The organism is Microcoleus sp. S13_C3 (assembly GCF_036700905.1).
In the GTDB taxonomy this organism is placed as follows: domain Bacteria; phylum Cyanobacteriota; class Cyanobacteriia; order Cyanobacteriales; family Microcoleaceae; genus Microcoleus.
Genome location: NZ_JAUBPT010000009.1, coordinates 20497 through 46820 on the forward strand (window position 1 = coordinate 20497; position 26324 = coordinate 46820).

34 protein-coding genes and 1 pseudogene are annotated in these 26324 nt (G+C 43.7%); 24 read left to right on the forward strand and 11 right to left on the reverse strand.

From position 1 onward, the window contains the following. Positions 1–89: 89 nt before the first annotated feature. The 12 genes and pseudogenes from QUA16_RS04325 (at position 90) to QUA16_RS04380 (ending at position 7104) form a co-directional block, all read left to right on the forward strand. Positions 90–653, forward strand: a complete 564-nt coding sequence (locus tag QUA16_RS04325; RefSeq protein WP_333102144.1) for a hypothetical protein — start codon at positions 90–92, stop codon at positions 651–653. Between the two features lie 53 nt (positions 654–706). Continuing rightward, the gene (locus QUA16_RS04330) at positions 707–991 is read left to right on the forward strand and encodes a hypothetical protein (protein ID WP_333102145.1); all 285 of its coding nucleotides are present in this window, start codon (positions 707–709) and stop codon (positions 989–991) included. Between the two features lie 49 nt (positions 992–1040). Further along, positions 1041–1613: a hypothetical protein gene (locus QUA16_RS04335; RefSeq protein WP_333102146.1), complete on the forward strand. Its 573-nt coding sequence runs from the start codon at positions 1041–1043 to the stop codon at positions 1611–1613. Positions 1614–1670: 57 nt separating this feature from the next. Continuing rightward, positions 1671–1871 carry a hypothetical protein gene (locus QUA16_RS04340; RefSeq protein ID WP_333102147.1) on the forward strand — a complete coding sequence of 67 codons (201 nt, stop codon included), beginning with the start codon at positions 1671–1673 and terminating at the stop codon, positions 1869–1871. Between the two features lie 44 nt (positions 1872–1915). After that, positions 1916–2302: a hypothetical protein gene (locus tag QUA16_RS04345; protein WP_333102148.1), complete on the forward strand. Its 387-nt coding sequence runs from the start codon at positions 1916–1918 to the stop codon at positions 2300–2302. Positions 2303–2337: 35 nt separating this feature from the next. Further along, entirely contained in the window at positions 2338–2694 is a 357-nt protein-coding gene (locus QUA16_RS04350; protein WP_333102149.1) for a hypothetical protein, read from the forward strand. Positions 2695–2987: 293 nt separating this feature from the next. Beyond that, positions 2988–4064: pseudogene (locus tag QUA16_RS04355) on the forward strand (ISKra4 family transposase). 80 nt (positions 4065–4144) lie between these two features. After that, positions 4145–4621, forward strand: coding sequence for a hypothetical protein (locus tag QUA16_RS04360; RefSeq protein ID WP_333102150.1), 477 nt, complete (start codon positions 4145–4147; stop codon positions 4619–4621). Positions 4622–4781: 160 nt separating this feature from the next. Further along, entirely contained in the window at positions 4782–5516 is a 735-nt protein-coding gene (locus tag QUA16_RS04365) for a hypothetical protein (protein ID WP_333102151.1), read from the forward strand. A gap of 23 nt (positions 5517–5539) precedes the next feature. Beyond that, positions 5540–6289: a hypothetical protein gene (locus QUA16_RS04370; protein WP_333102153.1), complete on the forward strand. Its 750-nt coding sequence runs from the start codon at positions 5540–5542 to the stop codon at positions 6287–6289. 38 nt (positions 6290–6327) lie between these two features. Further along, positions 6328–6810 carry a DUF1822 family protein gene (locus QUA16_RS04375; protein ID WP_333102154.1) on the forward strand — a complete coding sequence of 161 codons (483 nt, stop codon included), beginning with the start codon at positions 6328–6330 and terminating at the stop codon, positions 6808–6810. Positions 6811–6819: 9 nt separating this feature from the next. Next, complete coding sequence (locus QUA16_RS04380; RefSeq protein ID WP_333102155.1) at positions 6820–7104, forward strand: hypothetical protein; 285 nt, start codon at positions 6820–6822, stop codon at positions 7102–7104. Between the two features lie 133 nt (positions 7105–7237). Here the strand turns inward: QUA16_RS04380 and QUA16_RS04385 are convergent, their stop codons facing one another. Further along, positions 7238–7693: a hypothetical protein gene (locus tag QUA16_RS04385; RefSeq protein WP_333102156.1), complete on the reverse strand. Its 456-nt coding sequence runs from the start codon at positions 7691–7693 to the stop codon at positions 7238–7240. Positions 7694–8091: 398 nt separating this feature from the next. Here QUA16_RS04385 and QUA16_RS04390 point away from each other — a divergent pair, with 398 nt between their 5' ends. The 12 genes from QUA16_RS04390 to QUA16_RS04445 all read left to right on the forward strand — a co-directional run bounded on the left by QUA16_RS04390 (position 8092) and on the right by QUA16_RS04445 (position 11843). Then, on the forward strand, positions 8092–8469 hold the full coding sequence (locus tag QUA16_RS04390; protein ID WP_333102157.1) for a hypothetical protein: 378 nt from the start codon (positions 8092–8094) through the stop codon (positions 8467–8469). A gap of 139 nt (positions 8470–8608) precedes the next feature. Further along, positions 8609–8938: a hypothetical protein gene (locus QUA16_RS04395; RefSeq protein ID WP_333102158.1), complete on the forward strand. Its 330-nt coding sequence runs from the start codon at positions 8609–8611 to the stop codon at positions 8936–8938. A gap of 39 nt (positions 8939–8977) precedes the next feature. Continuing rightward, on the forward strand, positions 8978–9325 hold the full coding sequence (locus QUA16_RS04400; RefSeq protein WP_333102160.1) for a helix-turn-helix transcriptional regulator: 348 nt from the start codon (positions 8978–8980) through the stop codon (positions 9323–9325). Next, a complete protein-coding gene (locus QUA16_RS04405) occupies positions 9315–9548 on the forward strand; it encodes an HNH endonuclease (RefSeq protein ID WP_333102161.1) in 234 nt (77 codons plus the stop codon). Before QUA16_RS04400 ends, QUA16_RS04405 begins: the two co-directional genes overlap by 11 nt. Before the next feature lie 46 nt (positions 9549–9594). Beyond that, positions 9595–9804 carry a hypothetical protein gene (locus QUA16_RS04410; protein ID WP_333102162.1) on the forward strand — a complete coding sequence of 70 codons (210 nt, stop codon included), beginning with the start codon at positions 9595–9597 and terminating at the stop codon, positions 9802–9804. Positions 9805–9841: 37 nt separating this feature from the next. Beyond that, the gene (locus tag QUA16_RS04415; RefSeq protein ID WP_333102163.1) at positions 9842–10066 is read left to right on the forward strand and encodes a hypothetical protein; all 225 of its coding nucleotides are present in this window, start codon (positions 9842–9844) and stop codon (positions 10064–10066) included. Positions 10067–10083: 17 nt separating this feature from the next. Beyond that, complete coding sequence (locus QUA16_RS04420; RefSeq protein ID WP_333102164.1) at positions 10084–10473, forward strand: hypothetical protein; 390 nt, start codon at positions 10084–10086, stop codon at positions 10471–10473. Between the two features lie 32 nt (positions 10474–10505). Continuing rightward, complete coding sequence (locus QUA16_RS04425; protein WP_333102165.1) at positions 10506–10748, forward strand: hypothetical protein; 243 nt, start codon at positions 10506–10508, stop codon at positions 10746–10748. Positions 10749–10753: 5 nt separating this feature from the next. After that, entirely contained in the window at positions 10754–10993 is a 240-nt protein-coding gene (locus QUA16_RS04430; protein WP_333102166.1) for a hypothetical protein, read from the forward strand. 58 nt (positions 10994–11051) lie between these two features. Then, positions 11052–11228: a hypothetical protein gene (locus QUA16_RS04435; protein WP_333102167.1), complete on the forward strand. Its 177-nt coding sequence runs from the start codon at positions 11052–11054 to the stop codon at positions 11226–11228. Positions 11229–11360: 132 nt separating this feature from the next. Beyond that, entirely contained in the window at positions 11361–11600 is a 240-nt protein-coding gene (locus QUA16_RS04440) for a DUF2849 domain-containing protein (RefSeq protein ID WP_333102168.1), read from the forward strand. Between the two features lie 18 nt (positions 11601–11618). Further along, on the forward strand, positions 11619–11843 hold the full coding sequence (locus QUA16_RS04445) for a hypothetical protein (RefSeq protein WP_333102170.1): 225 nt from the start codon (positions 11619–11621) through the stop codon (positions 11841–11843). Positions 11844–12263: 420 nt separating this feature from the next. Here QUA16_RS04445 and QUA16_RS04450 read toward each other — a convergent pair whose 3' ends face one another. The 10 genes from QUA16_RS04450 to QUA16_RS04495 all read right to left on the reverse strand — a co-directional run bounded on the left by QUA16_RS04450 (position 12264) and on the right by QUA16_RS04495 (position 26323). After that, positions 12264–14375 carry an AAA family ATPase gene (locus QUA16_RS04450; RefSeq protein WP_333102172.1) on the reverse strand — a complete coding sequence of 704 codons (2112 nt, stop codon included), beginning with the start codon at positions 14373–14375 and terminating at the stop codon, positions 12264–12266. Beyond that, positions 14372–16792, reverse strand: a complete 2421-nt coding sequence (locus QUA16_RS04455; protein WP_333102173.1) for a DUF4157 domain-containing protein — start codon at positions 16790–16792, stop codon at positions 14372–14374. The genes QUA16_RS04450 and QUA16_RS04455 overlap by 4 nt, the downstream gene beginning before the upstream one ends. Before the next feature lie 72 nt (positions 16793–16864). Next, positions 16865–17119, reverse strand: coding sequence for a hypothetical protein (locus tag QUA16_RS04460; protein ID WP_333102174.1), 255 nt, complete (start codon positions 17117–17119; stop codon positions 16865–16867). Positions 17120–17282: 163 nt separating this feature from the next. After that, positions 17283–18866, reverse strand: coding sequence for a hypothetical protein (locus tag QUA16_RS04465; RefSeq protein ID WP_333102175.1), 1584 nt, complete (start codon positions 18864–18866; stop codon positions 17283–17285). 67 nt (positions 18867–18933) lie between these two features. After that, positions 18934–19986 (reverse strand): phage tail protein, encoded by a 1053-nt coding sequence (locus tag QUA16_RS04470; protein ID WP_333102177.1) that lies wholly within the window; start codon positions 19984–19986, stop codon positions 18934–18936. Continuing rightward, positions 19956–20930 (reverse strand): baseplate J/gp47 family protein, encoded by a 975-nt coding sequence (locus tag QUA16_RS04475; RefSeq protein WP_333102178.1) that lies wholly within the window; start codon positions 20928–20930, stop codon positions 19956–19958. The genes QUA16_RS04470 and QUA16_RS04475 overlap by 31 nt, the downstream gene beginning before the upstream one ends. Before the next feature lie 2 nt (positions 20931–20932). Next, the gene (locus QUA16_RS04480; protein WP_333102179.1) at positions 20933–24895 is read right to left on the reverse strand and encodes a putative baseplate assembly protein; all 3963 of its coding nucleotides are present in this window, start codon (positions 24893–24895) and stop codon (positions 20933–20935) included. 5 nt (positions 24896–24900) lie between these two features. After that, positions 24901–25287 (reverse strand): GPW/gp25 family protein, encoded by a 387-nt coding sequence (locus QUA16_RS04485; RefSeq protein ID WP_333102180.1) that lies wholly within the window; start codon positions 25285–25287, stop codon positions 24901–24903. Next, positions 25288–25611, reverse strand: a complete 324-nt coding sequence (locus QUA16_RS04490) for a hypothetical protein (RefSeq protein ID WP_106333757.1) — start codon at positions 25609–25611, stop codon at positions 25288–25290. 1 nt (position 25612) lies between these two features. Further along, the gene (locus tag QUA16_RS04495; protein WP_333181028.1) at positions 25613–26323 is read right to left on the reverse strand and encodes a phage baseplate assembly protein V; all 711 of its coding nucleotides are present in this window, start codon (positions 26321–26323) and stop codon (positions 25613–25615) included. Position 26324 lies beyond the last annotated feature (1 nt).

A 26324-nucleotide genomic window follows, 5' to 3' on the forward strand; every position in this document is an offset into this window, starting at 1 on the left:
TACTAGGGTTAAGTCATTTTGTTATTGCTTCGCTTAAGGATATTGATTTGTCCTATAAGCGTATTTACTGGGTCGCTCCCAGTCACAAAATGAGCTGGTTTAATTTAGTTTTTGGAATTACTTCTATCGCATCCGATCCAACTTACAATTCCTACGATTCAACTGATACTGTCCCCGATGAAAGTTACGAAGAAAGTCAACATGAAAGTTACGAGGAAAGTTACGAGGAAAGTTACGGAATTAAAATCACAAATCCGGTACAGTTTACCCATGATTTTGCAGCAAAAGTAATCGAAGCTCTCGAACTTTTAGCTCGTTATTGTCCAGAGTATTTCAGCTTGATTCAAGAGTATACTCATTGCATAAGTAGTGCTACTTCATCGGGTGCTGCTTATTGGAAGAATGAAATACTCATTGCTGAACAAACATTTAGTCGTGATGTTGAATGGTTAGCCAGCATTTTTGTTCATGAAAATCATCACATCATCCGTCGATCTGTTGGTGATAAATTTGTTGACAATAGCAGGGAGGAAGAATTGGACTGCATTGAACAACAAATCCTCTGTTTGAAACAGCTTAACGTTCCTCAAAGCTGGATTGAGAGTTTAAGAGCTGAAACAGGTGATCATTATTTGGAAGAGATTACCTGGTAATTTAGTGTTTTGCTTCGCATAAAGGCATGGATTTGTTCTCTCAAAATATCATCATGACAACCGTTCATAACGACTGCACAACGACAGAATCAGAATCCAATGAATTGCCAGAGACTGCTGAAAACGGCTTCATTATTGTGAGTGACTTCTTAGCACATCAGCATGAATCGATCGAACCTGCATTGAGAAATAGTGAGTTTCAATATCTGATAAAGTTTCATCCTTTTGACCCTCAAGCGCTCTGGATACAAGGCGCTTTTAGAGTCTACGTTTTAGAGGAACAACTCGAAGCAGCTAGTAATTTCTGTAGATCGATCGAACTTGCTAATCTTCGATAATTTCATCCGATAAATAGCGTAATAACTGGATCGCTCCCAGTTCACTACCATGCAATCTATTTCTACTTCTACTACTTCTACTGACCCTTTGAATAATTTGCCATCTCCAACTAATTGGAAAGTTAATATGCCCCGAGTTTATGTCCTGCAAGAAGTGTCTTTTAATGGTGCTTGGATTGATGCTATCAACGCTTCAGAAATGCAGAAGAATATGGACTACATTCAGCATCATTATCCATTTCAAAGACCTGTCAAAGTTAGTTTATTCCAAAACTTTGAAGGTACTGACCTAGCACCAGAAATGCCGATATCCTTTATTGCACAAATAGGTGAAGGAATTCGCAAATATGGCAAAGCATTCTTACTCTATTATGCGGACTATCCTAGAGAGCCAGAAATTCTGTCAAATTTCAGAGAAGATTACAGAGGTTCTTTCGATCGCATTGAAGATTTTGTCAAAGAAATTCTTAGCAAAGAAGCCTTTGATGCACAGTTGCAGCGCAATAATCTTGACTGGAAACATATCAATTTTGATGAAATTATTCGAGATTGGTTTTGTCCAAAAAAGGGAATATATCGGCGGATATTAGATGAAAAAATCTATATTTTCAAGCGTCGTTAATGTTTCACTTTTGGATATTGATATAGCGTAATTGCTGGGTCGCTCCCAATTCTAAAAATGGTTTCACCTGAGATAAATGTTGGTGGATTGCACAAAGTAGCTGATTTTCGGTTCAATGAACATCATAAAGTCGTGTCGGCTATCAAACCAATGATTCATCAGCTAGAGTTTTACGTTTATCAAGGCAAATTTACTCTTTACGTTTTGCCGGAAGATGCTGAAACTGCAAAAGTGTTACTTGGAATTCCGATCGAATAACAGAACATAATAGCGTAATAGCTGGATCGCTCCCAGTTTCAACAATGCCTTACTACATTTTAGTCACACTTGATCAAGAAGTTGAAGTTTATACCACTCGTGAAATGTTGACTTCTGAAGAAATTCAAGAAACGATGGGTATTGAAACAATGCCAGCGATAGTAAAAAAGTTGAGTTTTTCTGATCGGTCGATCGTCATGCTTTGTGAGCCTGATACTGTATCGACGAAGAAACTTTCCCCAACTTGTATTACGAAAAATGGTGATATTGTTTGTGGTCAGGTACTTATTCTGGCAACTGATAAATCTCCAGACAATTTGTGCTTACTTGATGTACGTCAAGCCAAACTTGTGAAAGAGGAACTGAAATTGTATCCAAAACCAGTGAAGCCAGAACATGATTTCAGTGCTTCGCTCTGGGATATTGATTGATTTGAGATTGTTACAACAACATTACTGGAGACAAAATGACACAATTTTACGCTTTAATTAATCACTCAACCGGAGTTCAAGAAGTAGAAGCAACCGAAATGCCCACAATGAAAGAACTTCAAAATCTGGTAGGCATTTCCGGTGACGAATACGCTTTCTTTGAAGGAGTTTATAAGCGCTATTCTGACCCGTCGATCGCTATTTTGTGTGATGACAACTTCTTGAGTAAGGCTTGCCAACCAACACTACTTACTCCTGATGGAACTACCCTCCAAGGACAGCTTGTGATTGTCGCACTTGATAACCAAATTGAGGATTTCTGTTTGCTGACTCAGAAACAGCTAGAAATTGTCAAGAAAGAAAGCAAGGTTTATCCGTTACGTCCACGCTAGCAGCAACCTATGCCCTGTATCCGAAGTGAAACAGGGCATGATGACTCAATTCACCTCATAATCACTCAGAATCACTCAGAATCAACATGGATAATATCGAATTTCAACGAATTGCTCAGTATGCGATCGAGATATCAGGAGATTTTTCGCTACGCTGGCCCGGACTGTACACTGCGGGAGCGTGTCACTTTTGCGATAAGTATAAATACTCAAAAAGAGTAAAATAGTGGCTTTGAGCCATTGTTGAGCAAAATAGGCGAGAATAATAGTGTCTTATTAATGGCGACTGAACCATGACCCCAGAACAGCAACAGGCGATTCAAACACATGTAGAAGCTATTTCTGCAATCCTGTATGCGGATTGTGAACCTGAATCGTTAAAGACATTAGAAGATATCGAGCTAGCAGTAAAAGAAAGAGTGTTAACTCATGTAACACCACAGATCGGAATTTTTTTATCTACTCAGCTAGCGGGACAAAAGCAGGAAGGGTAAAGAAATTAAAAAGTACATTAGGTGATTTAAGTATCACCGAGAAGCAAGCGGAGCTACTAGGGTGTGGTACGGGAAGCAGATTAAGTCCGCATTTAGAAAACTGCTGTTTAAGACTGAGTGCTAATGTTGCTTATGAAAGTGCATCAAAAGATATTAAATACATAACTGGAGTTACTGTACCATCGAAAACACAACTCATATTAGTACATGATCAAGAATTTAATAAACCAGTAGCAACATTAGATATTACTGAATTAAGTGTAGATGGTGGCAAAGCCCGGTTAATCACACCACCAGGAGAAAAATCTGAGTGGAAAGACTATAAAGCAATTGTTTCCGAGGCGGGAATAGTAGCTAGTTTCGACCAAAATAATATGATTATTGATTGGGCAAATCAACAACCACTAGCAAATCCAGTAACTTGTCTAGGTGATGGACATGATGGAGTCTGGAATATATTCAAGGAAATTAGTTGTGAGCAGAACAGAAGAGAAATCTTAGATTGGTATCATCTGAATGAAAATCTTCACTTATGTGGGTGGTTCAATTAAGCGGTTAAAGCAAGCCGAAACATATTTATGGCAAGGAAATGTCCCAAGTGCAATAGCACTATTCACAAAGTTAAAGAAAAAATCAGCAATTAACTTCTGTAAGTATTTAGAAAAGCATCAGGAAAGAATTATTAATTATGAAGTTTTCCAGAGAGACGGAATTTGTTCAATTGGCTCTGGGGCAGTAGAATCAGGAATTAAGCAAATAGCTAGACGGATTAAAATATCTGGAGCAAGTTGGAAATCAGAACATGTTGGGCAGGTATTAGCTCATCGATGTGCTTACTTAAACGGCTTAATTGGTAAATCAGGAAAAGCTGTTTAAGTATTTTTACTCATCGCAAAAGTGACACGCTCCCGTACACTGCTAGAAATGTCCATAATCTGCTGAAAAATTCTCCCCCCTTGCTGCCCGAAGATATTGGCGGTCAACTAGGAGGTTTGTCGGCACAATATATCACTCAAATGATTTTGGCTTTAAAACAGGGCGGAATTGACATCAAATCAGTTGCTAAACAAACCGCGACGGGCAAAACTGAAGTGAGATATTTGATCGATAATGACACCTACACTTACTACATTTTGGTGTCGCCTACAGGTTTTGACATTCGCAAATCTTCTCAGTCTCGAATTAACTTAGCAGAATTGATGGGGACTAATATTGGAACTGTAGGTATCATTGTCCAGCGAATTGAAGACGAATTCATCGATCGAACTGCTGTGATATTTGCTAACAAAAACTCTAAGGATAAGTTGAGCTATGTTACCAAAACTGGCAAAGAATTATATGGCTTTTGCCTTATTGTTTCCCGAACTGCTGGTAATAATTTAGCTTGCTTAACTTCAACACAAGTTCGATCGCTCGTTAGTCAGTTAGTCTAATCCCATGAAAAAGGGCTAGTGGCATAAGTTTGTAGCGCTTTTCGGTTTGTGCAACTTCTGTTTTGTTGCCTGTTTCATCCGGGGTGCTTGGATAATCAACAGAACAGAAGCAAGTTCAGTATAACTCATTCACCATAACAAAGCAAAGTTAGGTTAGAAAATGTTACAACCACAAAATCCTAGAGAATATGATGCTATCCTCGGCGGTCAAACTCCCCCTTCGCTCGGTGCTATGGTGCTGGGAGGTTTACCCGGTGTCAGAAGTCGTTTAGCATCAAGTCATCTAGCATCGCAAATTGGTGCTATGTCCGAAGCGTGTCGGTATGGTGAGCCTGGTTTTGATTTAATAGTTCAATTTTTGAGAGATAACTGGAACTCGATCGATTCAACCGTAAAGAGCGCTGGAAAAGATACAGTTGCCAAAATGTTAAATAACACTGTAACAACCGATTACTTAGGTTGGTATTTGGTTTCACATGGAAACTTGGATTTTCCAACTAAAACAGATACTTTGCATTTAGCTTGCGACAAACTTCTTGCTTACATACATACTGTCTATCCAAATACAAAATGGTATCTTTCGGGAGGGTACAGTTATATTACCTTTTCTCAGGTTCACGATCGGGAATGGGCTAAAGGTAACAGAAAAACATTAAATGATTCGATCGACTACTTGGTTCAGATACTCACAGCCGAAAAGCTAAGAAGAGTACGAATCTTGCAATTTGTTTACTACTCTCAAAGTTATTACGATATTTGCTTGGCTTATCAGAAGGAAATGTATGGAGCCAAATTCGTCAAAAAGATTAAATCCAGATTGACTCCACAAAGCATTTATCATAGTTTGCTTCCTTGGTTTGAAGAAAGTTTAGAAAAATTGATTGCGTCAGATTAATGCTCAGAATTCAGGTAAAAATAATGTTAGAGCAACAAAGTCCTAGAGAGTATGATGCGGTACTCGGCAATAAAGTCTTGGCTCCCGAAGGCGCTGCCGTGCTCGGAGGTCTATTCGGTGTCAGGAGCCGTTTAGCATCAAATCACCGATTATCCCAAATTGGTGGTTTGTGTGAAGCTTGTAAATATGGTGAGCCTGGTTTTAATTTGATGGTTCAGTTTTTGAAAGATAAATCGATCGACCCAGCAGTAAAAAAGGCTGGCAAAACTTGCGTTTCCTCAATGTTAAACGATACCCTAGTCACTGATGATTTAGGATGGTATCTTGTTGGACGTGGGCAGTTATACCCTAATAGCAAAATAGATACTTTGCGATTGGCTTGTGAAAAACTTCTTGCTTACATAAACACATTGTATGGCAAAAGGAAATGGTATTTCGGCGGAGGCTATAGCTATATTAGGTTTTCTCAAGTTCAAGATTGGGAATGGGCTAAAGGCAACAGAAAAACTTTAAGTGATTCAATGAATTACTTAGTACAGATTCTATCAGCCGAAAAGCTCAGAAGAGAAACAATCTTGAACTTTGTTTATTACTGCCAAACTTACTATGATATTTCCATAGCCTATAAAAAGGAAATACCTAGAAATAAGTTTCCTGACCATATTGAACCGAGATTGTTAAACCAAGGCATTTATCACAGCTTGCTTCCTTGGTTTGAAGAGAGTTTAGAAAAACTAATTGCCTCTTCATTTGAAGATTTAGTAATGGAATAATGCTTCGCTTTCAAAGTGTAATTTCTCAATTACACAAAATGAAAGATAATTTGATGCAATTCCCGATCGATGCTAAAGTCTATAATTTAGCTTTAGGTTATGCTTCAGAACAAGCCAACCTAGAAAATGGTCTAAAACTTTTCTACAATACAATGACAGTGTGGGCAGTCAATCATCTTATCGGTTGGATGGACTTTGAAACCATTCTCGATAAAGATGATGACTGGACTGTCGCAATTGAATCGGCTTTAGAACTTGCTGATTTGGAGTTACCCGGAATCGGAAAGATTCAATGCTGTCGAATTGGTGAAGGAGAAACAAAGATTTGTGTTCCAGTCCAAAACGATCGCATTGCTTATATCTTTGTTGAATTACCAGACTCATTGGATAAAGTCAAACTTTTAGGCTTTCTCTCCGCTGCTGATATCCACGGCGATACTGTACAAATTTCTGTTGCTGACCTTCAGCCATTTGACCGCTTATCTGACTATTTGGAAACTATTGAATTACAAAATGTTTGAGGAAAAACCATGAATTTGAAACAGCTAAGGATGTCTTTGGCAGGAAAACCCAAACTTGATCCAGCTCAAGCGGTTTGGGTGGTTAATTGCCCTGAAAAAGTAGAAGATGATTTTGCCGGAGCCATCGCTGAAGCCGAATGTGAATTTGAAGATAATTTTCGACCATTCGATCGCCCAGAGGTATGGAAAAAATTTTGCATTGGCAGTACAGACTACTTAGCGGGTTGTCTCACAAATTTTACTCCTGAAGAAGTGGACGAGAACTGGGAAGCTATTTGCACAATGATGGGTTAGTGGTGAAAACTCGGCTTGGCGGCTTCAAAAACGCCAAAGTTTGATCTCGACTTGGCCACGATGACGGATGAGGTAGAGCTGACTCTATAGCCGAGGTATAGAGTCAGGAGCGATCGCCAGGAGTAGCGCCCCGTCAAGCGCGTTCTAATACAACTCCTGGCGATCGCTCCTGATTCATCAAATCCTGTACTTCATGAGTTAGCCTCTGGGCTTCCTCAGCGCTCAAGGAATCTTTATCATGATCATTCAGGTAATCAGCGAAGAATGCTGCAACTACATAGGTTTGCCAGATAAACAGTTCGTTTTGGGTTCCGGCAATAGGGCGGTCAAAACTTTCGCCTACGTGAAATACCGAGTTATCTTCGGGATTCCCATAGAATTTGGGTGATTCTTCTTTGATCGGACTGATAAAAACTCTGTAACGTTTTTTAACTACGGATGTTAAATGGGTAATTGTCACCCCTGGCGGTGGATTATTTTTATCTCGGTAGTTACCTTGGTTCATCCAGGCATTGAAAGCATCTATGTTCCCCGATACTTGATATCGATCGCCTACCTCACCTTGATTCCCGTAGTCAGAGAGTAGCATTTCCTTGAATGAATCAAAAATTTTTTCATCTGAGTGCTTTATCGTGAAAGAGCATTTCTTCAAGACATTGTTACAGTTTGTCAGAACTTGGAAAGCATCTGTTACCTTGGTATGAACTGACACCGGTTTACTGATTACTCCATGAGAGTTCTTTCTTCTGATTCCCAAATAAACTGTATGTCGATCACTTATCCCTGCTGGAGCTAGATAGCATCCAATAATTAAACTTTCAGGCTGAGACTTAAATCCAAATCCTAACCCTCTTTCTCGTCTCCGTTTCGCTTCGCCCATATTTCCTCACTTTTAGAATTAATATTATTTTATTTTAACGCTATTCTTTACTTAGCAAGCAAATTATAAGCTTCGCCGTAAAGTATTGTTAGCAGATTTATCGTACTATGCACAACCCAGATTTTTCAATACCTCAAGAAGTCGAAAACCAACTGAGAATATGTCCTGTAATTGAAGAGGCTGTATGGCTTAACGAGGAAGGGCAGCTCTTACCTTGTGAGGTCAAACATGAAGTTGTTGCCCCTAAATTTTTACCGGGCAACGCAGCGAAATTGGTTTGTTTCTCTCAACAAAAGTATGTGACGATCGGCTTTACTCCTATCAAACTCTTTCAAACTAAGCAAAGTGCCTGGGAAAGTGCTTGTCTTACTGCTGTTTCTGACTTAGGTTTTTCCACTGCTCAAGTTATTACTCAGTCGATCGTTACTCAGGTCATCGACAAAGCTACTAAATTGATTCAGTCTTTAAATTGGTGGTTGATATAACAGATTTTGTTTCTTGTTCTGTTTCTAGTAACGTTTCTAAAAATGTTTCTGATAATGTTTTTGGGAATCTTACTGGCAATAAAAATAGTCAAAGTAAGATTTTGCTTCGCTGTAAGGGTGTGAGATTGAGGATTAAATAATGTCACAACCAGACTTTGATGTTGAAAATTGTACCTGGCAAGCCAAAGATGGCAAAGTAATAAAATACACAAAAGAAACTCATCAGCTTACTACCTGGGAAGATTGGAATGAATATCATCTACAAATCACCAAATGGCCCAAAAATACATCAATTGAAATTGTGGTACTTAGCGGTGATGAAGGATATGACTCTGAAAGCCGATGGTCAAGTTCTGAAGTTTATCGCTATGTCAAAATGCCTCATGCTGAATTTGAAGCACAGAGAGAGGAACTTATTCGCAAAGTTCTTGAGTTAGCAAATCAACAATTTGGTTATTTAGCATTCTAATAGCGTTTATCTGGGTCGCTCCCAGAATTCTTACTTATCATGACAAACTACGAACACAGTAAATTAACGCTGGGTAGAATCCTAAAAAATGCTCGGCAAGAACTTGGTTTTAGCCAGAAAGATTTGTGTAAATTGCTGGTAATTCCATCAGAAGATGAAGAGTTTCTTACGATCGATCGATACCTATTATCGAAAATCGAAAATAATAGAATCGACATCCGATCGAATGAGTATGACTGGCTGATACCCAGAATTGCTGCAATATTTGCTCTTGATGGTGTTTGGCTTGAAGCAATCCGTCAACAAACCGAAGTTGAGCCTCTGGACTTAGAAAACGCCGTAGCAGTATTTCCCGTTTACTTCAATCAACAACACTATGACCTATAAAACAGTGTATCTGCATCGGATGGTGGCAGAACAAACTCTCGATCGTAAGCTCAGCCCCGGTGAAGTTGTTCATCACCTGGACGAGGACATATCTAATAACTCGCCAGAAAACCTGGTGATTTGTTCTAGTCCTTCTGTTCACGGACGATACCATGTCCGTTCTCTGAGACAGAAACTTGAAGCCGATCGACCTCGGATTCAAGAAGGCGATTTGTGGCTTTAAATCAACAGCTTGCTCAAATAAGTTATTCCCGTTCCAGTAAACCATTTTGGGTATTTCCCTGAAAACACAACACACGATTCTTGCCGTTACAACAGCTTTGACCGTCGCACTAGCAGCAACCAGTCCTCTATTTACTTCAGGCAAAGTAACTGAAGCTAGCCAAGTCGATCCATATCTTGGGGAATATGATGAAGAGTCATATCCGATGGGCATTCAAATTGAAGAACTAGAAGGCAATCGTAAAAAGTCACAGTAATGCTTCGCTGTAAGGTAGTGTTGCTTTTCTCACTGCTATGAACTTAAAAGAATTAGTTCGGTTTCTGAAATATGAAGCCGACCTCCCTAACTTTTTCCAGACTTCTGCCAATTACTACCATGAAAATCAAACACTACCTTCACAAACTGAAAGTCAGAAAATCAAGGTAGCTTTAGCCGTCAGCGATCAAAAAGAAGGTCAGCAGCCAAAGAGTAATGATCCACTCTATCAACAAGCCTATCAAATCGCTCAGTCTATTTAGTTGGAGCTGATAAGTAGATGGAAGGCATTAATATTTGGTCTGGCTCTGATATTGGGATTGGTGCAGCTTTGACTAATCCCACAGAGCTAGCTTTCCGAAAGGGCAACATCAAAAATCGCTACCCGGTAACATTCAATGGCGTGAATTACCGTGATGCTGAATCTGCATATCAAAAGTACAAAAGTCGTGATATGCAGGAATCGATCGAGATTATGACGGAAATCATTGTGTGCAAATTACAACAGCATCCGCGACTGTTTGAAGAAATTACCAAACGAGGCGGTGTTGAATGGCTTAAGCGATGCCGTCACATTGTTGGAGTAAGAAATAGTCGTTGGGAAGGCTACGGATTGGAAAGCAATTTCATCCTGTGCTTGGTATTTGCCTATCAATTGTGTAGTGAATAGCGCGATTGCCGGGTCGCTCCCGGTCTTAAATTATGTCTAAGCCTAACCCTGAAATCAAGTTTGTGATTCTTAAGGCGAGTTATTGGGTTGGTGATGCTACTGAATATGGCATCGTTTACTGGTTGATTCCCATTAAAGGAAGATGGTGTGAAGATTTTGAATCAGCCGAATTCTTTGATACTCGATCGGATGCTGAACAACGCTTAACTGAAGAAAAATGTCATCCTGCCAATCAGAATATCTCCCTTGTTGAAGTTGAATTGTACCGTGATTAAGAGCAATGAAAACTACCTTTTACTGGTCAAATTGGAAATTTACGATAGAAAGCTCTTGCTACTACGATGATTCACCAGGCAATGTATTTTACCTAGAAGCGATCGTTATGCCAGAACTTGAATTAGTCGCTAAATCGGAATTCAAAGGCTGGAATCGATCACTAGCGGAACAAGCAGCTAAGTCAATGGTTGTCTGTGAGAACAAAATTGATGAAAAATGTTTCCTGAAAACTCTTTTCAGCTAATAATGCTTCGCTTTGAGGTTTTGAGTTAATGAGTTTAATCAGTTAAGGAGTAAGAATCATGACAATCACAATCGAAGAAATCAAGTCAATACTTGCGGGTACTGAAGAAACTCTGCGACTTTTGCAGAAGCAGCCAGAGTATCAGACGATCGAAAATAGCGATAGTTTTGTCACGCAAAATGAGTTAGTTTTGGCAGATGCTATTCAGTCGCTGAGTGAATTTATCAGGCGATAGAAGAATCTGAATGTGATTTTGCCAGTGCTATCGTTACAAATCCACAACAAGTCAAAGAAGGTCATCGCGATGTGTTGGATTTGCTAGGAAACTAATAAGCGCTTAAGTCCGGGTCGCTCCCGGTTCCTAATTATGTCTGAATCTGAATCTGAAATCAAGTTTGTGATTTGTAAGGCTAGTTATTGGGTTGGTGATGCAACAGAATACGGTTGTGTTTTTTGGCTCAAAGAAAAAGGGAAATGGACTGAAGAATTTGAAGAAGCCGATTTTTTGGAGAGTCGATCGACTGCCTTGGAACGTCTAGAATCCGAAAAAAATGTGGCGGGAAATCGTAATTTTTCCATTGTTGAAATTGAATTACACCGCGATTAAATACCTTGGGAGAACTACATGAATATCGAACAAATCAAATCTATCCTCTCTGGCACTGAAGAAACTCTACGACTCCTACAAAATCAGCCGGAATATCAAGTGATCGAGAATAGCGAAAAGTTTGCTACTCCAAACGATTTAGTTTTGGCAGATGCAGTTCAAACCCTGTCTGAAATTTATCAGGCAATTGTTGAGTCAGAATATTATTTTCCTGACTCAAACCCCGAAGAAGCCCCCGAATAAGCCCAAGAAATTCCTAGCAACCTTTTTAATTTATTGGGAACCTAATTAGCGCATTAGCGGGGTCGGTTCCCCCGAACCCGGAGGCTCCATTTCATAAAGCTTCGCTCGCGGGCAAGTCGCTTTATGAGATTGATATAGCGTAATTGACGATCGCTCCGTCATCAAAAATGTTTTACTGGTTATATCATGTCCGATCGATTAACCATCATATCCCGGTCGGGGCGGGTTTTTGAGATGGGAGATTGTTGGCAGGTATTGTTGGTGAGGGGAGCCCCTACAAAAATCGCGGTCGCTCGATCGGACATGATATTATCGGGTCGTTCCCGGCTGCTGATTATGCAAAAATGGGGAGAAAATAGAAACTAGAGGATCTATCAACAAACATTGCTCACAAAAACGGGATGCTTCCCAACAAACAGTTTATCTCGACGCATAACTGCCTAAGTCTTCATCCAAAATTATCTTGCCAATTTTCTGATATTCTCGTCGGGTAGCGCCAATGAGATGGGACATCCCGATCTCTACACCTTCGGCAGCAGCTAGAAATGCGGCAGCTAAGGCGATATTGCGGATATTGCCGCCAGCAATCTCAAAGCGACGTGCCATAAATTCTATATCTAAGTCTGCACTTCGAGGGGTTTTATCGGGAAAAATATGTTGCCAAATTTGGTATCGTTCCGGTTCTTTAGGAAAGGGAAATCCGATAATAAAACTCAATCGGCGGGTAAAGGCATCGTCGATATTATTTGCTAAATTGGTGGTGAGAATGGCGATGCCTTCGTATTCTTCCATTTTTTGCAGGAGGTAGCCGATTTCTATGTTCGCGTAGCGATCGCGCGCGTCTTTGACTTCGGAACGCTTGCCAAATAAGGCATCGGCTTCGTCAAATAACAGGATGGCGTTGGAGGTGGCGGCCGCGGTGAAGATGCGATCGAGATTTTTCTCGGTTTCGCCGATATATTTGCTGACGATTTGGGATAAGTCTATTTTATAGAGGTCGAGCTGCAATTCGCGGGCGATCGCCTCGGCTGCCATTGTTTTACCTGTTCCGGGCACGCCTGTAAACAGCGCGTTTATCCCTTTTCCCATCGAAAACTGATTGTCAAATCCCCACTCGGACAGCACTTTGGATTGATGTTGAGCCCGATCGCAGATTTCACGCAGGTGCGTTTTTTGCTCCTCTGGCAGGACAATATTTTCTAAGCGATACTTGGGCTCGACTTTGCGGGCGAGTTGGGTGAGGTCGTGACCGGATTGGGCGCGGGCGGCTGCGAACAATTCTGCTAATTTGGGTTGGGTGTCGTTCTTCCCTTCTGTGCAAATGCGATTGCAGGCGATCGCGATCGCATCGGCAATCCGATCGCTCGTCAGGCGAAAGCGATCGGCTATAGCATATAAGTCGGAATCTGTCAAGGAAATTCCCGCGTCTGCCAGGTGAGTTTGCCAGATGTGGCGGCGCTGGTGAAAGTCGGGGAGTGTGAAGGGTACGGTGACGACTCCCTTCGCGCCGGTTGTTGGGTTCCAGTGTTCGGTTCCTGAGAGGATGGTGAGTGTTGCGGGGGTGGAAAGCAAGGAGTCGCAGGCAATAGTGCGATCGCTTCCCGGCAAGTTATCCCATCCGTCCAGATAGAGGAGGGCATTCTGAAAGTGAGCTTCTCGCCTCAGCAGTTTGAGGGTGGGTTCGAGTTCGGTTTTGAGGTTGGCACTGAGGCGGGAGAAGTCGGCGGCGAGTAAGGGGGTGTGGAGTTCTCGCGCTAAGGCTTCGGCGGCGCTGCGTTTGCTGCTGGTATCGGTTCCTTGGAAGTAGAGGCAGCGGGGTTGGGGGTTTTGGGCGATCGCGCTGAGTTTGTGCTGGAGTTCGGGGTTGAGGAACGGTTCGCTGTGGGTGAGGGTGGGGGGTATCAGGTGGCAAAAGGGGGCGAGGCGGCGATCGAGTCCGCTGTTTCCCAGCAGGTAGCGGACGATTTGGGGGTCGAGGTGGAGGGTGTGGGCGAGGAGGGGGGTGGGGGTGTCGGGTTGACTGTGGAGGTGGAGGATATGGTGGCGGATGAGGGGGGCGTCGGGGGAAAAGCGATCGCGCTGTTGGAGTTTTTCGGCGGCGGTGGTGCAGAGGAGGTTGAGGGCCAGATCGACGGTGGGAAGTTTGGCGCGAACGTCGTCTTGCAGGTAGGCGTAGAGGCGTTCGTAGCGGCGATCTAGTTCGGGGGCGAGGGCGAGGGCGAGGATGTCCAGGTCGATGGTTGCAAGCTGGTATTGGCGCTGCAACCATGCTAACCGGGAGGCTGCTGGGGGGGATGCGGTTTCTGGGGCGGCGGCGGCAAATAAGGGTTCGGCGGGATGGCGTTGCAGCAGGCGATCGACTTCTTCAAGGCTGATTTGCAGTCCCCGGTAGGGTGCGGTGGCGCGATCGGGACTGTAGTGGGACTCGGCGAGGAGTAAGGCTTTGTGGATAAGGGTGTCAATGCGGTTTAGCCAGGGGAGTAATTCTTCGAGGGGGCTGATCGTACTGTGCCTTCCCAATTTGCTACTCAACTTTGTTTACTAAGGTTCAAAAGGGCTCGGGCGATTTCTTGCACAACATCGGATTTTTTCAATTCCTCTATTGCTTCTTCGTCCTCTGAATCTGTCTTATCTACGTCGGACTCCGCCTCTCCATCCTCTATTTTTTTCTCTCCTGCTGCTCCAGTATACCTTTTTAACTTTGACAGCCTGGATTCTAAAATTTTCGCGAGGTTTATCAATAAGCTTTCGGCTGAATTGATCTCGCTAATCAAATTTTTTAGTTGGTCCTGTGAGGATTTCGATATCCAGACATATCCGGTATAAATCCCCAGCAATTCCGGTTCGCCCATCTGGGTGAAGTAGGCTTGGCAGGCCAGACAGGCTACCTTTGTGCCTCCAATTTCCTGGATTTTGGCTTTTGTATCCTTCAAGCTCGCAAGTATGGCCGATTCTGCGTGAAAATTTTGTTTGTTGTCCGGTATCTGTAATTGTTTTGCTTTGTGTACTCTGACAAATTTACGTGTACTCGTTGACGATAGACGATCTCGATTCCGCTTGCCTTCGGTAAGTAACTTTTGTATAACTTTTCTTACCACTGCATCCTTATTTTCCCCTTTGCCAATACTGATTTTATTCTTAAAGTCTTGCTTAACCCTTATTATATTTTGCTGCTTATAAATCTGTTTTTTTGCTATCTGTTCTAAACCACTTACCCTCCGGCTGATACTTATCTTACGTATATCTTGTCTGTAATAATCTTCCAGAGACATATTTTTCCCAATTTTTTTGTTTCCTCGGCTTGTATTTCCGGAAATATAGATGCTTTCTGTGCCATCCGTTGATTTTACTATTGCAGTTTGTATCTCAGGGGTCACCTTTTGTTTTGAATTTATAAATTCCTTATCCAAGGTTGATTTTACTATTGCAGTTTGTATCTCAGGGGTCACCTTTTGTTTTGAATTTATAAATTCCTTCACCATAGAGCTAAAATTTGCCAGTCTGGCTTCATTTTTTGTCATATTGAGGCTCTCTGTGATAGGTAACTCCTGAAAATATACCGCAGGGTTCATAGGGGTCATGGAAGAATCCGTGCCTATCGTTGCTTTTAATTTAAACACTTTTTTGATTTGTTGATTGGTAGCTTCAATTAGATCGTTCAATTCCTTCATTTCCCGATCAAATTTCTCTTTAGACTCCTCTTTAGTTTTTCTTTTTTTTACAGTCTGTACTACCTCTTTAGTAACAGGTTTGTTAACCAGTATGCTTTTTTTTAGTAGAGTTTTATGGGGAATGTTGATGGCGTTGTTTCCTATCACATCAGCTTCTCTCTCCAACCCATCATCATCATTAATCTGTTTCCCTTTCACCTGCTGCGTTGCTTTTACTCTTCCCTGCATCTGCTGGACAACATGCCATGCTTCATGGGGTAAATATGCCTCTTGCCCAGGTGCTACATGAATTTCCGTCCCTTGCGTGTAAGCTAATGCTTGTAATTGTGCTGGCTTAGGTGAGTTATAATTAACCCTGACATCATCTAGGGAATATCCCGATAGTTTTTCAACACCTGCTTTAAGAGCATTGGGTAATCCCGTTTTGTTAGGGGTTTCTTGGCGCTGTAGGTGCGGTTGTATGTTTGGCAATCTCTGCACCACATGGGTAATCTCATGGGCAATCAACTCCTGCCCTCCACGACTCCCTGGCTCATACGCCCCCTGCCGAAAGAACACATCCTGCCCCGTCGTAAACGCCTTCGCCTGAATCGATCGCGCCAACATATCCGCCTGCGCCCCCGTATGCACGCGCACGCTGCCAAAATCCGCCCCAAACGCCCGCTCCATCGGCTCCTTCACCGACGGCGACAACGGCTGTCCCCCGCTTTTGGCTCCCTGCAACTCCCCTTCCCACTCGCTAGAGAGTTCACCCCCAGCATCGCCCGCCGATCGCACGGTTATCTGCCGTTGCACCCGTCCCGCTTCCCCTCCGGCAGGTATCCTCTCCTCCTCCGACTGTGCGTTCTGTTCTCGGATTGGGGAACTGTGAATTTCGTCTACCACTTGTCGCGCCACGCGATCGGCCTCTTGCTCGTACATATCCCCAGGCGTGCCGAGGGTCAGCTTCCGCTGTACCAGCGCCCCAGTTGCGGGTAGCGCCAGAGTAGCATTTTCCAACCTCATCTCCTGGGACAAACCCCCGAATAAGGGTTGACGCTGAATCCTCCCCTGAGCGATCGGCATCATACCCCCCAGCATTGGCATCTCGCCTACCATCGTGGCGTTTAGACTGGATGGGTGAATGTGGGGATGTGTCTCCATCAGGAGTCCCATTTGCCGGTTGCCGATCGCCCCTTGCAGATCGTCCTCCTGGTGTACCGGGGATTTTACGCTTGTTTTGGTAGGGTGCGGGTGTGTGGGTCCGGGTTTCTTTTGGTGCGTGCTTTGTTTGTCCATTTGTTCCTCCTTCCACTATGTGTATTGTACGAGTTGACTGTTGACCCAAATCGTCGGGGGATAATTCTGCCCTTACGTCCCTTCTCCTGCCGGTGCCAGTTCTCCTTGCGGTTGTGTTTCAGCTTGAATATCGATCGTCTGTTTCTCTTGGCTTTTCTCCTCTTCTACGTCCGCCAGTTCCTCTTCGAGTACCTGGATCGCGCCGCTGATTCGCAGGAGTGTTTCTCGCAAGCTGCGCTGTTTGGTTTCATAGTCCGCGAGGAGATTTTGTCCGGCTTCAAATTCCGCTTTGAGCGATTTGAGGCGTTGGGTGAGTTTTTCTTTCATTATCGCTTTTGCTGACTGCGCCTCTGTTAATTATATTTGGGTAGGGCTATTTATTTCCCCGGGATGCCCCCACAAAGAGCGTGGCGGCGACAGTCTTGCAGTTCCTTGTTTCTTTGTACTCTGTTTCCTTTTTTCTTGGGTTCTCCGTTTTTTTCTTTCTTTTCTACTCCTTTCCGGCGATCGATTGCCAATAAACCCTCCAATCGCAAGTTCCAAATGTGTCTTCTTTTAGGACGATATATTTTTCATCTTTCCTCACTGGGACAGTAGTGGAGCTTCTAGTTATATGGGCTTCTTTTTCCGGGTAATTATGGACTGATGCTGTCCCCCTCAAAATATCTTGATCTTTGGTGTCTCGTACATAGACGTCAATGCTTCCTCTTTCTCCGTCTTTTCTTGCCCATATCCATGCGATTATGAATCCATCATCGTCAGCTATCCCTTCTATCTTCTCGACATTTTTGGCGAAAAATTTGCCCTCCAAGTGCTGTTCTTTTCCTATTAGGCGTCCTTCTATTCTTGTCGCTTTTATTTTTCCTTTTGCTATTAGATTTCCCTCTTGGGTTATCGCTAGCACTCTGTCCTCTTCTTTTTTTCCATAATCTCCATCTTTGAAAAAATAAAAATCGCCGCCATTTGTAACAAATCTCATTGCAAACCCTTGTCTTCTTGAATATATCCCCATGTCAGAACCTTGGTTTGCTATTGGTGCGTCTCCTTCTTTTTGAATGAAACCGCTCTTCACGAATACCCGCTCTGCGGTAATTATTCCGGCTGTCAGACTGCCATTTGTGTTGATATTTCCTGTGAGGTTGTTCGTCCCAGTTATATTTAAATTTCCGCTGATATTCAAATCCTTCTGAAGTGTGGTATTTTCCTTGACTGTCAAGGTATTATTCAGTTGCGTATGACCAGTAACAGATAGATTCCCGCCAATCCTCAAACTGCCGTCTAGTATTGCTAAATTTGTATTTTCATCGCCTTGCGATCGCAGTGTGAAACCTGTTTCGTTTTCTCCTACCATCAGACTTTTTACTGTCAGATTATTTTTGATGTTTGTGCTTTCCGTTACCGTCAAAGTATTGTTGAGTTGCGTATGACCAGTAACAGATAGCTTCCCGCTAATGCTCAAACCGCCGTTCAGTCGGGCTATATTGGAATTATCCTCGCGTTGCGATCGCAACGTGACTCCCTTCCCATCTTCCGTAGGTAAGCTAATCCCTGAATACTGTCGGACACTCTGATCGATATTTTCCTCATTTTCGACTTTACCCCCCTTAATTGTCAGCTTTGCCAGTGGTATAACGTCTGGTGTTGTTGATGAACTTAGCTCAAACGCTGGCGTTTCTTGTACGCGCCGATTCGTGGTTTCTTGGCTTCCCTCGCTTTCCTGTTTATGTGTTGGCACCTCGCTATATTTAATCGATAAATTATAATCTCCATCTTGGTTGTTATTTTTTTTGATAAGTAAGTCAACGGATTGATCGTCTGGCAGAATAATTTGCCGTCCTTGTGAATCGATGGCCGTTCCTGCTGATACCTTTACTTTCTTATCTTCACCTAGGCTGACTTTCAACCCCTCGGCAATCCCTGATACATGGAGAAGACGGTTGTGGCGGCGCTGACGGTCTATGTGGTATTTCTGTTCTAACTGAAAGTCATCTTCTAGTAGATACTGACCAGCAAAATAGTTGGGTCGCTGGTCTATTGCCTTTTCTTGTTCTTTGTCTATTTCGTTGGGTGCCATCTTGCGTTTCCTCTCTGTTATTTTTTTTCAACTTTTACTTGACAAGTCGATTCTTTTGCTATTTTTTTTATTTTGTGGGTGATTTAGATGCTTCGGTTTTAAGTCCCGTATCGGTTCCCAGAATTGTATTCCCTTCTGTCGGCTGTTTTCCTTTAATCTTAAAAATTCTCAAACCTCGCTGTAATTTTTCTCCAGTTTTCTCCAATATAATTTCTTCTTTTTTCTGTTCATTCGATGGGGGTTCCGGACGATAATTAACAGTTAGATTGACTTCAAATTGGCGATCGCTCAGGTTATCAACGATTACATATACATACCATTTTTTGTTTTGCTCCGTCTGCTGTTGTGCCACTGTGTAGGTGACTTCCAAGGGATCGCTGCTGCCGATTTTATAAACATTGGGTTCTGGCTGTCCCAAATTAGCTTTGATACTGAGCCTCAAAGAGCTTTTGGATGTATCAGTTTGACTGACAGTGGCGACGATCGTACCAGGTTTCTCCAAACAGATGGGATACACATTGCCCGTGATCCGCATTGTTGGCACCAGAATTTTCAGACCATAATAGGTATGCGCTGGCTTCTCCTGGTCAATAATCGCCCTGGCAATTCGAGCCTGTCGCCAATACTTTTCCACGTCAGGATCTGGTAATGTTACCTGGACTTGAAAGTAGTGCGGCGGATCGTCAAATTCAAAAACCTCAACCTTTTCAGGCAAATTAGAGCTTTTCAGATAAAGCTGTAGAATTTTTTCAAGACCTGCCTTTGTACCGCGCCGACGATACAACGGCACAATTTGTCTGATAAACTGGCGCTTGGTTTCCTCCGTCCATTCTTCCCGCAAGCTCAACGCCACCCAACCCGCCAACCAAGGTAAAAATTCACTCTGAGCTGTATCATAGTCTTCTTTTGTACCCGGATTAAAGTAAGTATGGATGCGGTTAATTTCTTCTTCTAACCCGTGTTGTTTCGGAAACGGATCTTGAGGTTCGGCAGAGGAGAAACCGCTCAAAATCCGCTCGAAAGCCAGTAAGAACCGCCCCAGAAACGGATCGGCTTGCTGGCTTGCTGGCAGATACTCCAAATAACTACTTACTCTGCTTGATTGGTTATTGGTTTCCATTCTCCCCCCCTTTGTTCCATCATCGTAAAACTATTTTTATCAACTTGCACTGCCACCAATTCATTGTCATTGATGATAATGCTAGTCAGGTTATTATTATCAGTAAGCTGCTCAGTTTTGGTAGCACCAGATACCTCAAGGTTGACCCCCCGAACATAATCCACCCCAGGCAATCGATCCAGTAATTGATAAAGTTCAGAAATGTAGACATTCTGACCAAACGGCCAACCTTTGCCCTCCCAGTAGGTCTGTGAGTTAAGGGGAGCGAAGAAATTTTCTACCTCCTTGATTGCCTTGTCTGGAACTGTCAATGGATTAGCACCATCCTCTAGATATAACTGCGCCCTAATTTTTAAATGCACATAATCGGGGGCTACGATGTGAAGGCGAGTAGTCAAGAGTCGCCATTCATCCAGATATTCCATCAGAGCCTTGGTTAGCTCTTGTGTGGGTTTGGGTTCTTTGTCTATAGATTCTGGAACCACCACCAAACTTATATGTCCGGGAGCTTTTCTGGTTCGGGCTACCGAGTCTGTTTGACTCAGATTCCGTTCTGGAATGCAACGCGATCGCCCGACCTTACCTTCAATTTTATCACTCCTCCATGCCAAGGCCAGTCGCTCAAAATCTGCACAACTAACTGCCCGATCGTGTCTTTGCAGGTCTAAAACAGTTTGTCGAATTGCTACCTGTAAATCCCCTTCCAGCTTCCATTCAGGGCCATTGAGCAGCAAGAGAAACGTTTCCACATTCTTGTCGGTAACACGATTGACCCGATACAATGCCATCTCGGTCAACCAAGCCAGCAACTCAATCAGGATAATTCCGGTATCGCTTGGATTGTGGTCTGTCCACTCCGGACACTCGATCGGAATCAGAGAACGCGCTTCTTCTACAAGGTCAGCATAGGTGCGGTCATCCAAATTCGGCAAGGGTAATGACATTTTTATGCTCCCTCCTTTGGCAAGTTCGAGCTAATAATAAGGGTGCCAGAGTAAATCAACTGCTCTGGAGATAAGTGTTTCGTCTCAGGGTCTGGTTCGACCTTTAATGACCGAACGTGGTCTACCCCTGAAATTGACTGGATTACTGCATATAAATCCGACTGTTGAGGCAAACGCCCCAAAGCCCATCCCTGACCTTTTTTTCCTCCGGTCAGGGGATGTAGGAATTTTTCCAACTGCTCAACGACTGCTGCTCTGACCGCATCCGCCTTCTCCAGGGATTTCGGAACCACCTCAGCCGTAACCGATACAGCCTGCCACTCTGGACCAGTAACTTGTAAGTCTACACTGGGGTCACAACGCTCGCGCATATAAGCCTTCACCCGATCGATCAATCCCAAACTGGGAACAGGTTGAGGCGCTGTAGTTCTCGGCACGATCAGGATTCTGATTTGTCCGGCATTGTCAGCTTTGGCTTTGTTGTGATTATCTAAGTTGGGGTTACGAGTATTGGGGTCTAGCCACAAGTTAGGATCGAGCGGGTCGAATCGGTTGTCTTTTTGCTCCTGCGACTTCTGTTTAAAAGTAGGAGCGATCGCTTTTGCCCTAGCGACATCTGGTAAAGCTTCGTAAGCCAAATCCTCAAAGTCTTGAATCGTTACAGCCCGATCGCGGTGGCGAAGAAACTTGGGCCCTCGTTCTTTTACCCGATCGATAGATTCCTGTTCGGTTCCCCCCCCAGCAGCTTCCAGGTTAGTCACCTTTTCTATATATGGAACCGTAGTCTTTAGCTGAACAACGGTATTAGCAGCCAAATTTCCCCGCGTCCCGCCACCCGTTTGATACTGGCAGAGGCGAATATTGTTGCGTCCTTGAGGCGGCACCATACCATACTGCCCATCCCCAAACAGCAGTTCTCCCGTCAACCGATCCAAGACATAATGGCGATCGCCCGGTTCAGAACCATAGAAGTCCCGCACTTTATGCCAGCGCACCCATACAGCTTCTATCTGTCCAGCCTCATCCCTGACAACCTTTACCGCATCATTTCCCTCTAGTAACTCGATCGCTGTCCGTTCCTCAGCAGAGGGAATCTTGACTTCCTGCACTTCTAGCTTCTCACCTTGGAGTACGGGTTTTTGGACAGTACGGAAAATCTGACTGGTAGTGCCATCACTCGACCCTAAAATCTCATTTTCCAGGGTGATTGCCTGAGTTGCCCACATCGTGTTGGTCAGCAGTCGTTGCAGGCGAGGCGGTACGCGAAACTGACCTTCCTGCCAATTTACTCGCAACCAGAAAAGCTCTTGACCAAATTCCGAAGTTTTTTCCCAGTCAGTTGGGCCGATAAACTGAATCAGTCCCCGTTCAGCAAAAGCATTCGTTTCATCTTGAACTCCCAACCAAGACCACCCGGAAGGACTAGCATATTCCCAAACCAGTCGCACGGGTTCTGTATCGCTCGGTTGCACTGACTGTGGAGGTTCTACCTGAGCAAAAAGGCTTGTGTGTCGATTCGCAAATGGTTTGTCAAACCCCAGGTAGAGAGCCGGATTTTTGTCTGCTGTGAGGATAAATGGTGAAAAAGGAGAGACATTTTTACTATTTTCTGGTAAGCGATTGACGTAGATGAAATCGTTGTAAGTTTGGCAAGCAGACAAGGAAACATCGTTTTTAGTATAGCTATATCTCAGTTTCAGTGATTTTATAGATGGCGGTCCAAAGTTTAGATTTGATAGAAGGAATACACTGGTAGCTTTTACTTGCTTACAGGTTGTCTGTTGGGTGAGAATGAGTGTACCAGAATCTTTAACACTTTCAATCGTGCGCTCTTCCTGGGTGTTACTGCCCAACCCCAAGCGGATACTATCCCCAGCCATAAAGCCTCTGGCGCTATTGACTTTTAGCTCCGTTGCCCCAATGTTTGCATCTTCACTGAGAGTAGTGAAGGTTATTGGTTGACCAAAAGCAGTTCCAGAACCATAGTTGCCTTTATTCACAATCCGAACACGAATCCAATAATTACTCTCTCCATTAACTTGAGTTGGAGCAATTGTCGCGGGTAAAGCTAGGCTCACCTCTCCGCTGCTGGTAAAGTTAGTGGCATCAGGAGTGCTACCGCTGGACGAACTTTTTAACAACTCCAGCCATTTACCGCCATCCCATACTTCCCAAGCGACCTGGACACCGCCATCAGCTTTAACAGATAAACCTTCACTTAATGTTACTACGATCGTAACTACTGCACCAGGTTGGGCGAAGGCTTGTTTACTTGAAATGTAGAGCGTGTCGTTAAAGTGTGGTTGTTCGCCAAAAGGGTAGAAGTCTTTGCTGAGATCGAGGGGAACCGTGTTAAAAAAGCAAAACTCAGGCGTTAAATCGTTCTGCTCTATATTTGCACTAACAGTGATGCGATTAATCGTTGGGAGTTTTGAGAGGCATACACTCGAATCTTTTGGATGACTATATTTGAGAGGTTGCTCGATGGTGAGAGTTTGTCCCTGAATATTAGTAACCTTGCAGTCCTCCTGGTTATTACTACCAGCAGCAATCCTGATAGTATTATTAGCTGCAATAAAGTCTCTGACATCCTTAACCTTAAGCTCCTTTATCCCTTGCTTTACATTTTCATCAAGAAATGTCTGTTCTAGTGATGCCCGTAACCACACAGTTTCTATCCCATTGATAGTCAGTTGCGTAGGAACTGGCGGGTTGTTAATAATCACTTCCGAATTCCCAGCTTTTTGGTCGAGGAAAGGCGACAGCGATCGCCAGCTACCGTCCCAGTATGACCACGACCAAGTTTTCGGTAGATTTGCTAGATCGGTTGCTTCGGTAAACTCGAATTTTAGAGTTATAGTTTTGTTTCCAGGTAAAGTAAAGAGTTCATCGCAGGCTAAATACAGACAATGCTCAATAGGCTGTTCTGCTGTAAACGCCTCAAATGCAGCATCTTTTTTTCCTGTTGCTTGTGAAGTGCGATCGCTTTTTCCCGTTGCTTGTGAAGTGCGATCGCTATACTTGTCTTTCTCAGGTTCCCGCACAAACACCGCTTTCAGTTGGGCAGTCGTTACAACCAGTTCGCGATCGGTTTCAAACACCACTTCTTCTTCCTGTTCATCAGCAGGTGGGGCAGCTACCTGAGTGTGGGCAGGAACCAGCGCATCTACAGGGCTCATTTCTACCAAAGAAAAAGTCAGAGGCACCTTGGCAGGCTGAGGAGGCAATAGCTGAGTGCCAATTAAGTCGAGGAAAGCCAGGAAATTTTTGTCTGGGGCTTGATTGAGGCGATCGCTCACCAGCGCCGCCATGCGCCCGAAAATGCGAATCAGCCCCCGTCCTGCATCCGTCTCTACTTTGACTTTTACTACCTTAAGAGACGAAATTTGACTGATTCTCTCCGCTAGGGTTGCATCTACGACAGTACCTCTAGTAGCGATGGTATCATTATTATCCTTAACGTCCTGATCCAGTGTCCGCCCTACCAGAGCGTTGGGTTCAACTTCAATAGACCCAGGTGGCTGCATTTTTACCTTCACTCGGCTGAGTCCCTCAATTTTGCTGAGCTTCTCTGCCAAGACTGTATCTATGACTGTACCTCTGGTGGCTATTATCTCTGCATCTCCATCCTTAACGTCCTGATTAAGGATAAGACCAGCAAGCCTACTTTTCTCTTTTGGATCGATCTCACTAGATCCAGGTGGTTGCCAACCCTTAACCTTCACTCGCTTAAGATCCTGAATCTTGCTAATTTCATCAGCTAGGTCTTTATCTATTAACTGACCGCTGAAAGCTATCAGCCGATTTCTATCTTTTACCTCCTCAGCCAACGTCCGACCGAGCAATAATTTTTTAAAATCTTGCGGTAGAACTTCACTGATTGTGAAATCCTCAACTAACGCCTCAGTCTGAGCGACAATATCTTCATAACTGCGGCTATCAATTTTGGGAGGCTGAATCGACATAATAATTACTGTAAATAAAACGGATACACCAAATTAAACCGATTATTAGTCGTGCGAACCTGATAATTAATTAAAATCAGCAATTGATTCGGCTGAGCTTCATCAGGATTAGCATCTACTTCCAGTAGATCGATACGCGGTTCCCAGTCAATCAGCGCTTGACGCACTTCGTCAATGACTTGTCCGATCGTGCCGGGGCTATTATTGGCAAAGACCAGATCGTGAATGCCACATCCAAAATCAGGTCGCATAATGCGATCGCCTTTAGCAGTACCCAAAATCATCAAAATCGACTGGCGAACGCAATCTTCATAGCCTGCCATTTCGATTTGTCCGGCTTCGTTGCGTTTCACCGGCGATGTCCATCCCACCCCTAAAAAATCTGCATTCATTTACATTCCCTTCACGCGAACTTGAGTCACCAAAATATTCAACGAAGTGCCAGTGGGTATCGCCACCGCTTTGCTATCCTGCAGCAAAACAGGCTGTCCCATTACCTTGACTCGGAGTGCAGCACTCACCCACTGCGCCATTACACAAGGGCCAACGTTAGCTGGGGGTGGTGGATTGACGCAACCTGCAACGGTATAGGGAAATACCTGAGTCACCACAGGTTGTCCCATCACTTTAACTCTGGGATTAGGGGCTGTAGGTTGTGCTTGTCCCCCATGAGCGCAAATAACACTCGCCCCAGCGTGTAACAAATATCCCGGCATTTCAGATTACCTCCAAGGCACCATCGTTAATTTTCACGCCTGCCATGCACTTCAAAGCCATGCCAGCATTAGCTTGAATATTGCAATTAGAATTAGCTTTTACCTCAACTTTTGAATTGGCTTTAATTTCACAATTTTGCTGAGTTTGAATAGCTAAATTTTTACATTTGATAGAAATATCTCCATCGCTGCTTTCCAGACTGATTTTACCTTTGGCTTTTATCGAAATATCTTTTTCTCCTTCGATGCTAATCGAGTTATTTTTTGAATCGATGACAATCTGGTTTTTGCCAGTACCATCGCGGATAGTAATCTTCTCGGCATTTTCCGTATCGTCCAGAATAATCTGATGACCGCTGCGCGATTTAATTACCCGAAGATTGTTTTTGCCATCGGTATTAGATTCAGGCGGCTTATCCTGACCATTCCAAAGCCCCCCCAAAATATAAGGAGAAGAAATATCGCCGCGATCGAAAGCCACTAACACCTCATCATCGACTTCCGGCAAAAAGTAGAGTCCCCGCTGCTTCCCAGCCATCGGCGTCAGTACCCTCGCCCAGTAACTTTCATCTGTCTCAGACAGCCAAGGAAATTTTACTTTGACTCGCCCCAATCCCTCCTCATCTTTGTTGTTGGTGACGATGCCTACAGTGACGCCGTAAAAGCGATCGCTTCCCTCATTTGCATCCTGTAAATAAGATAGCATATTCATT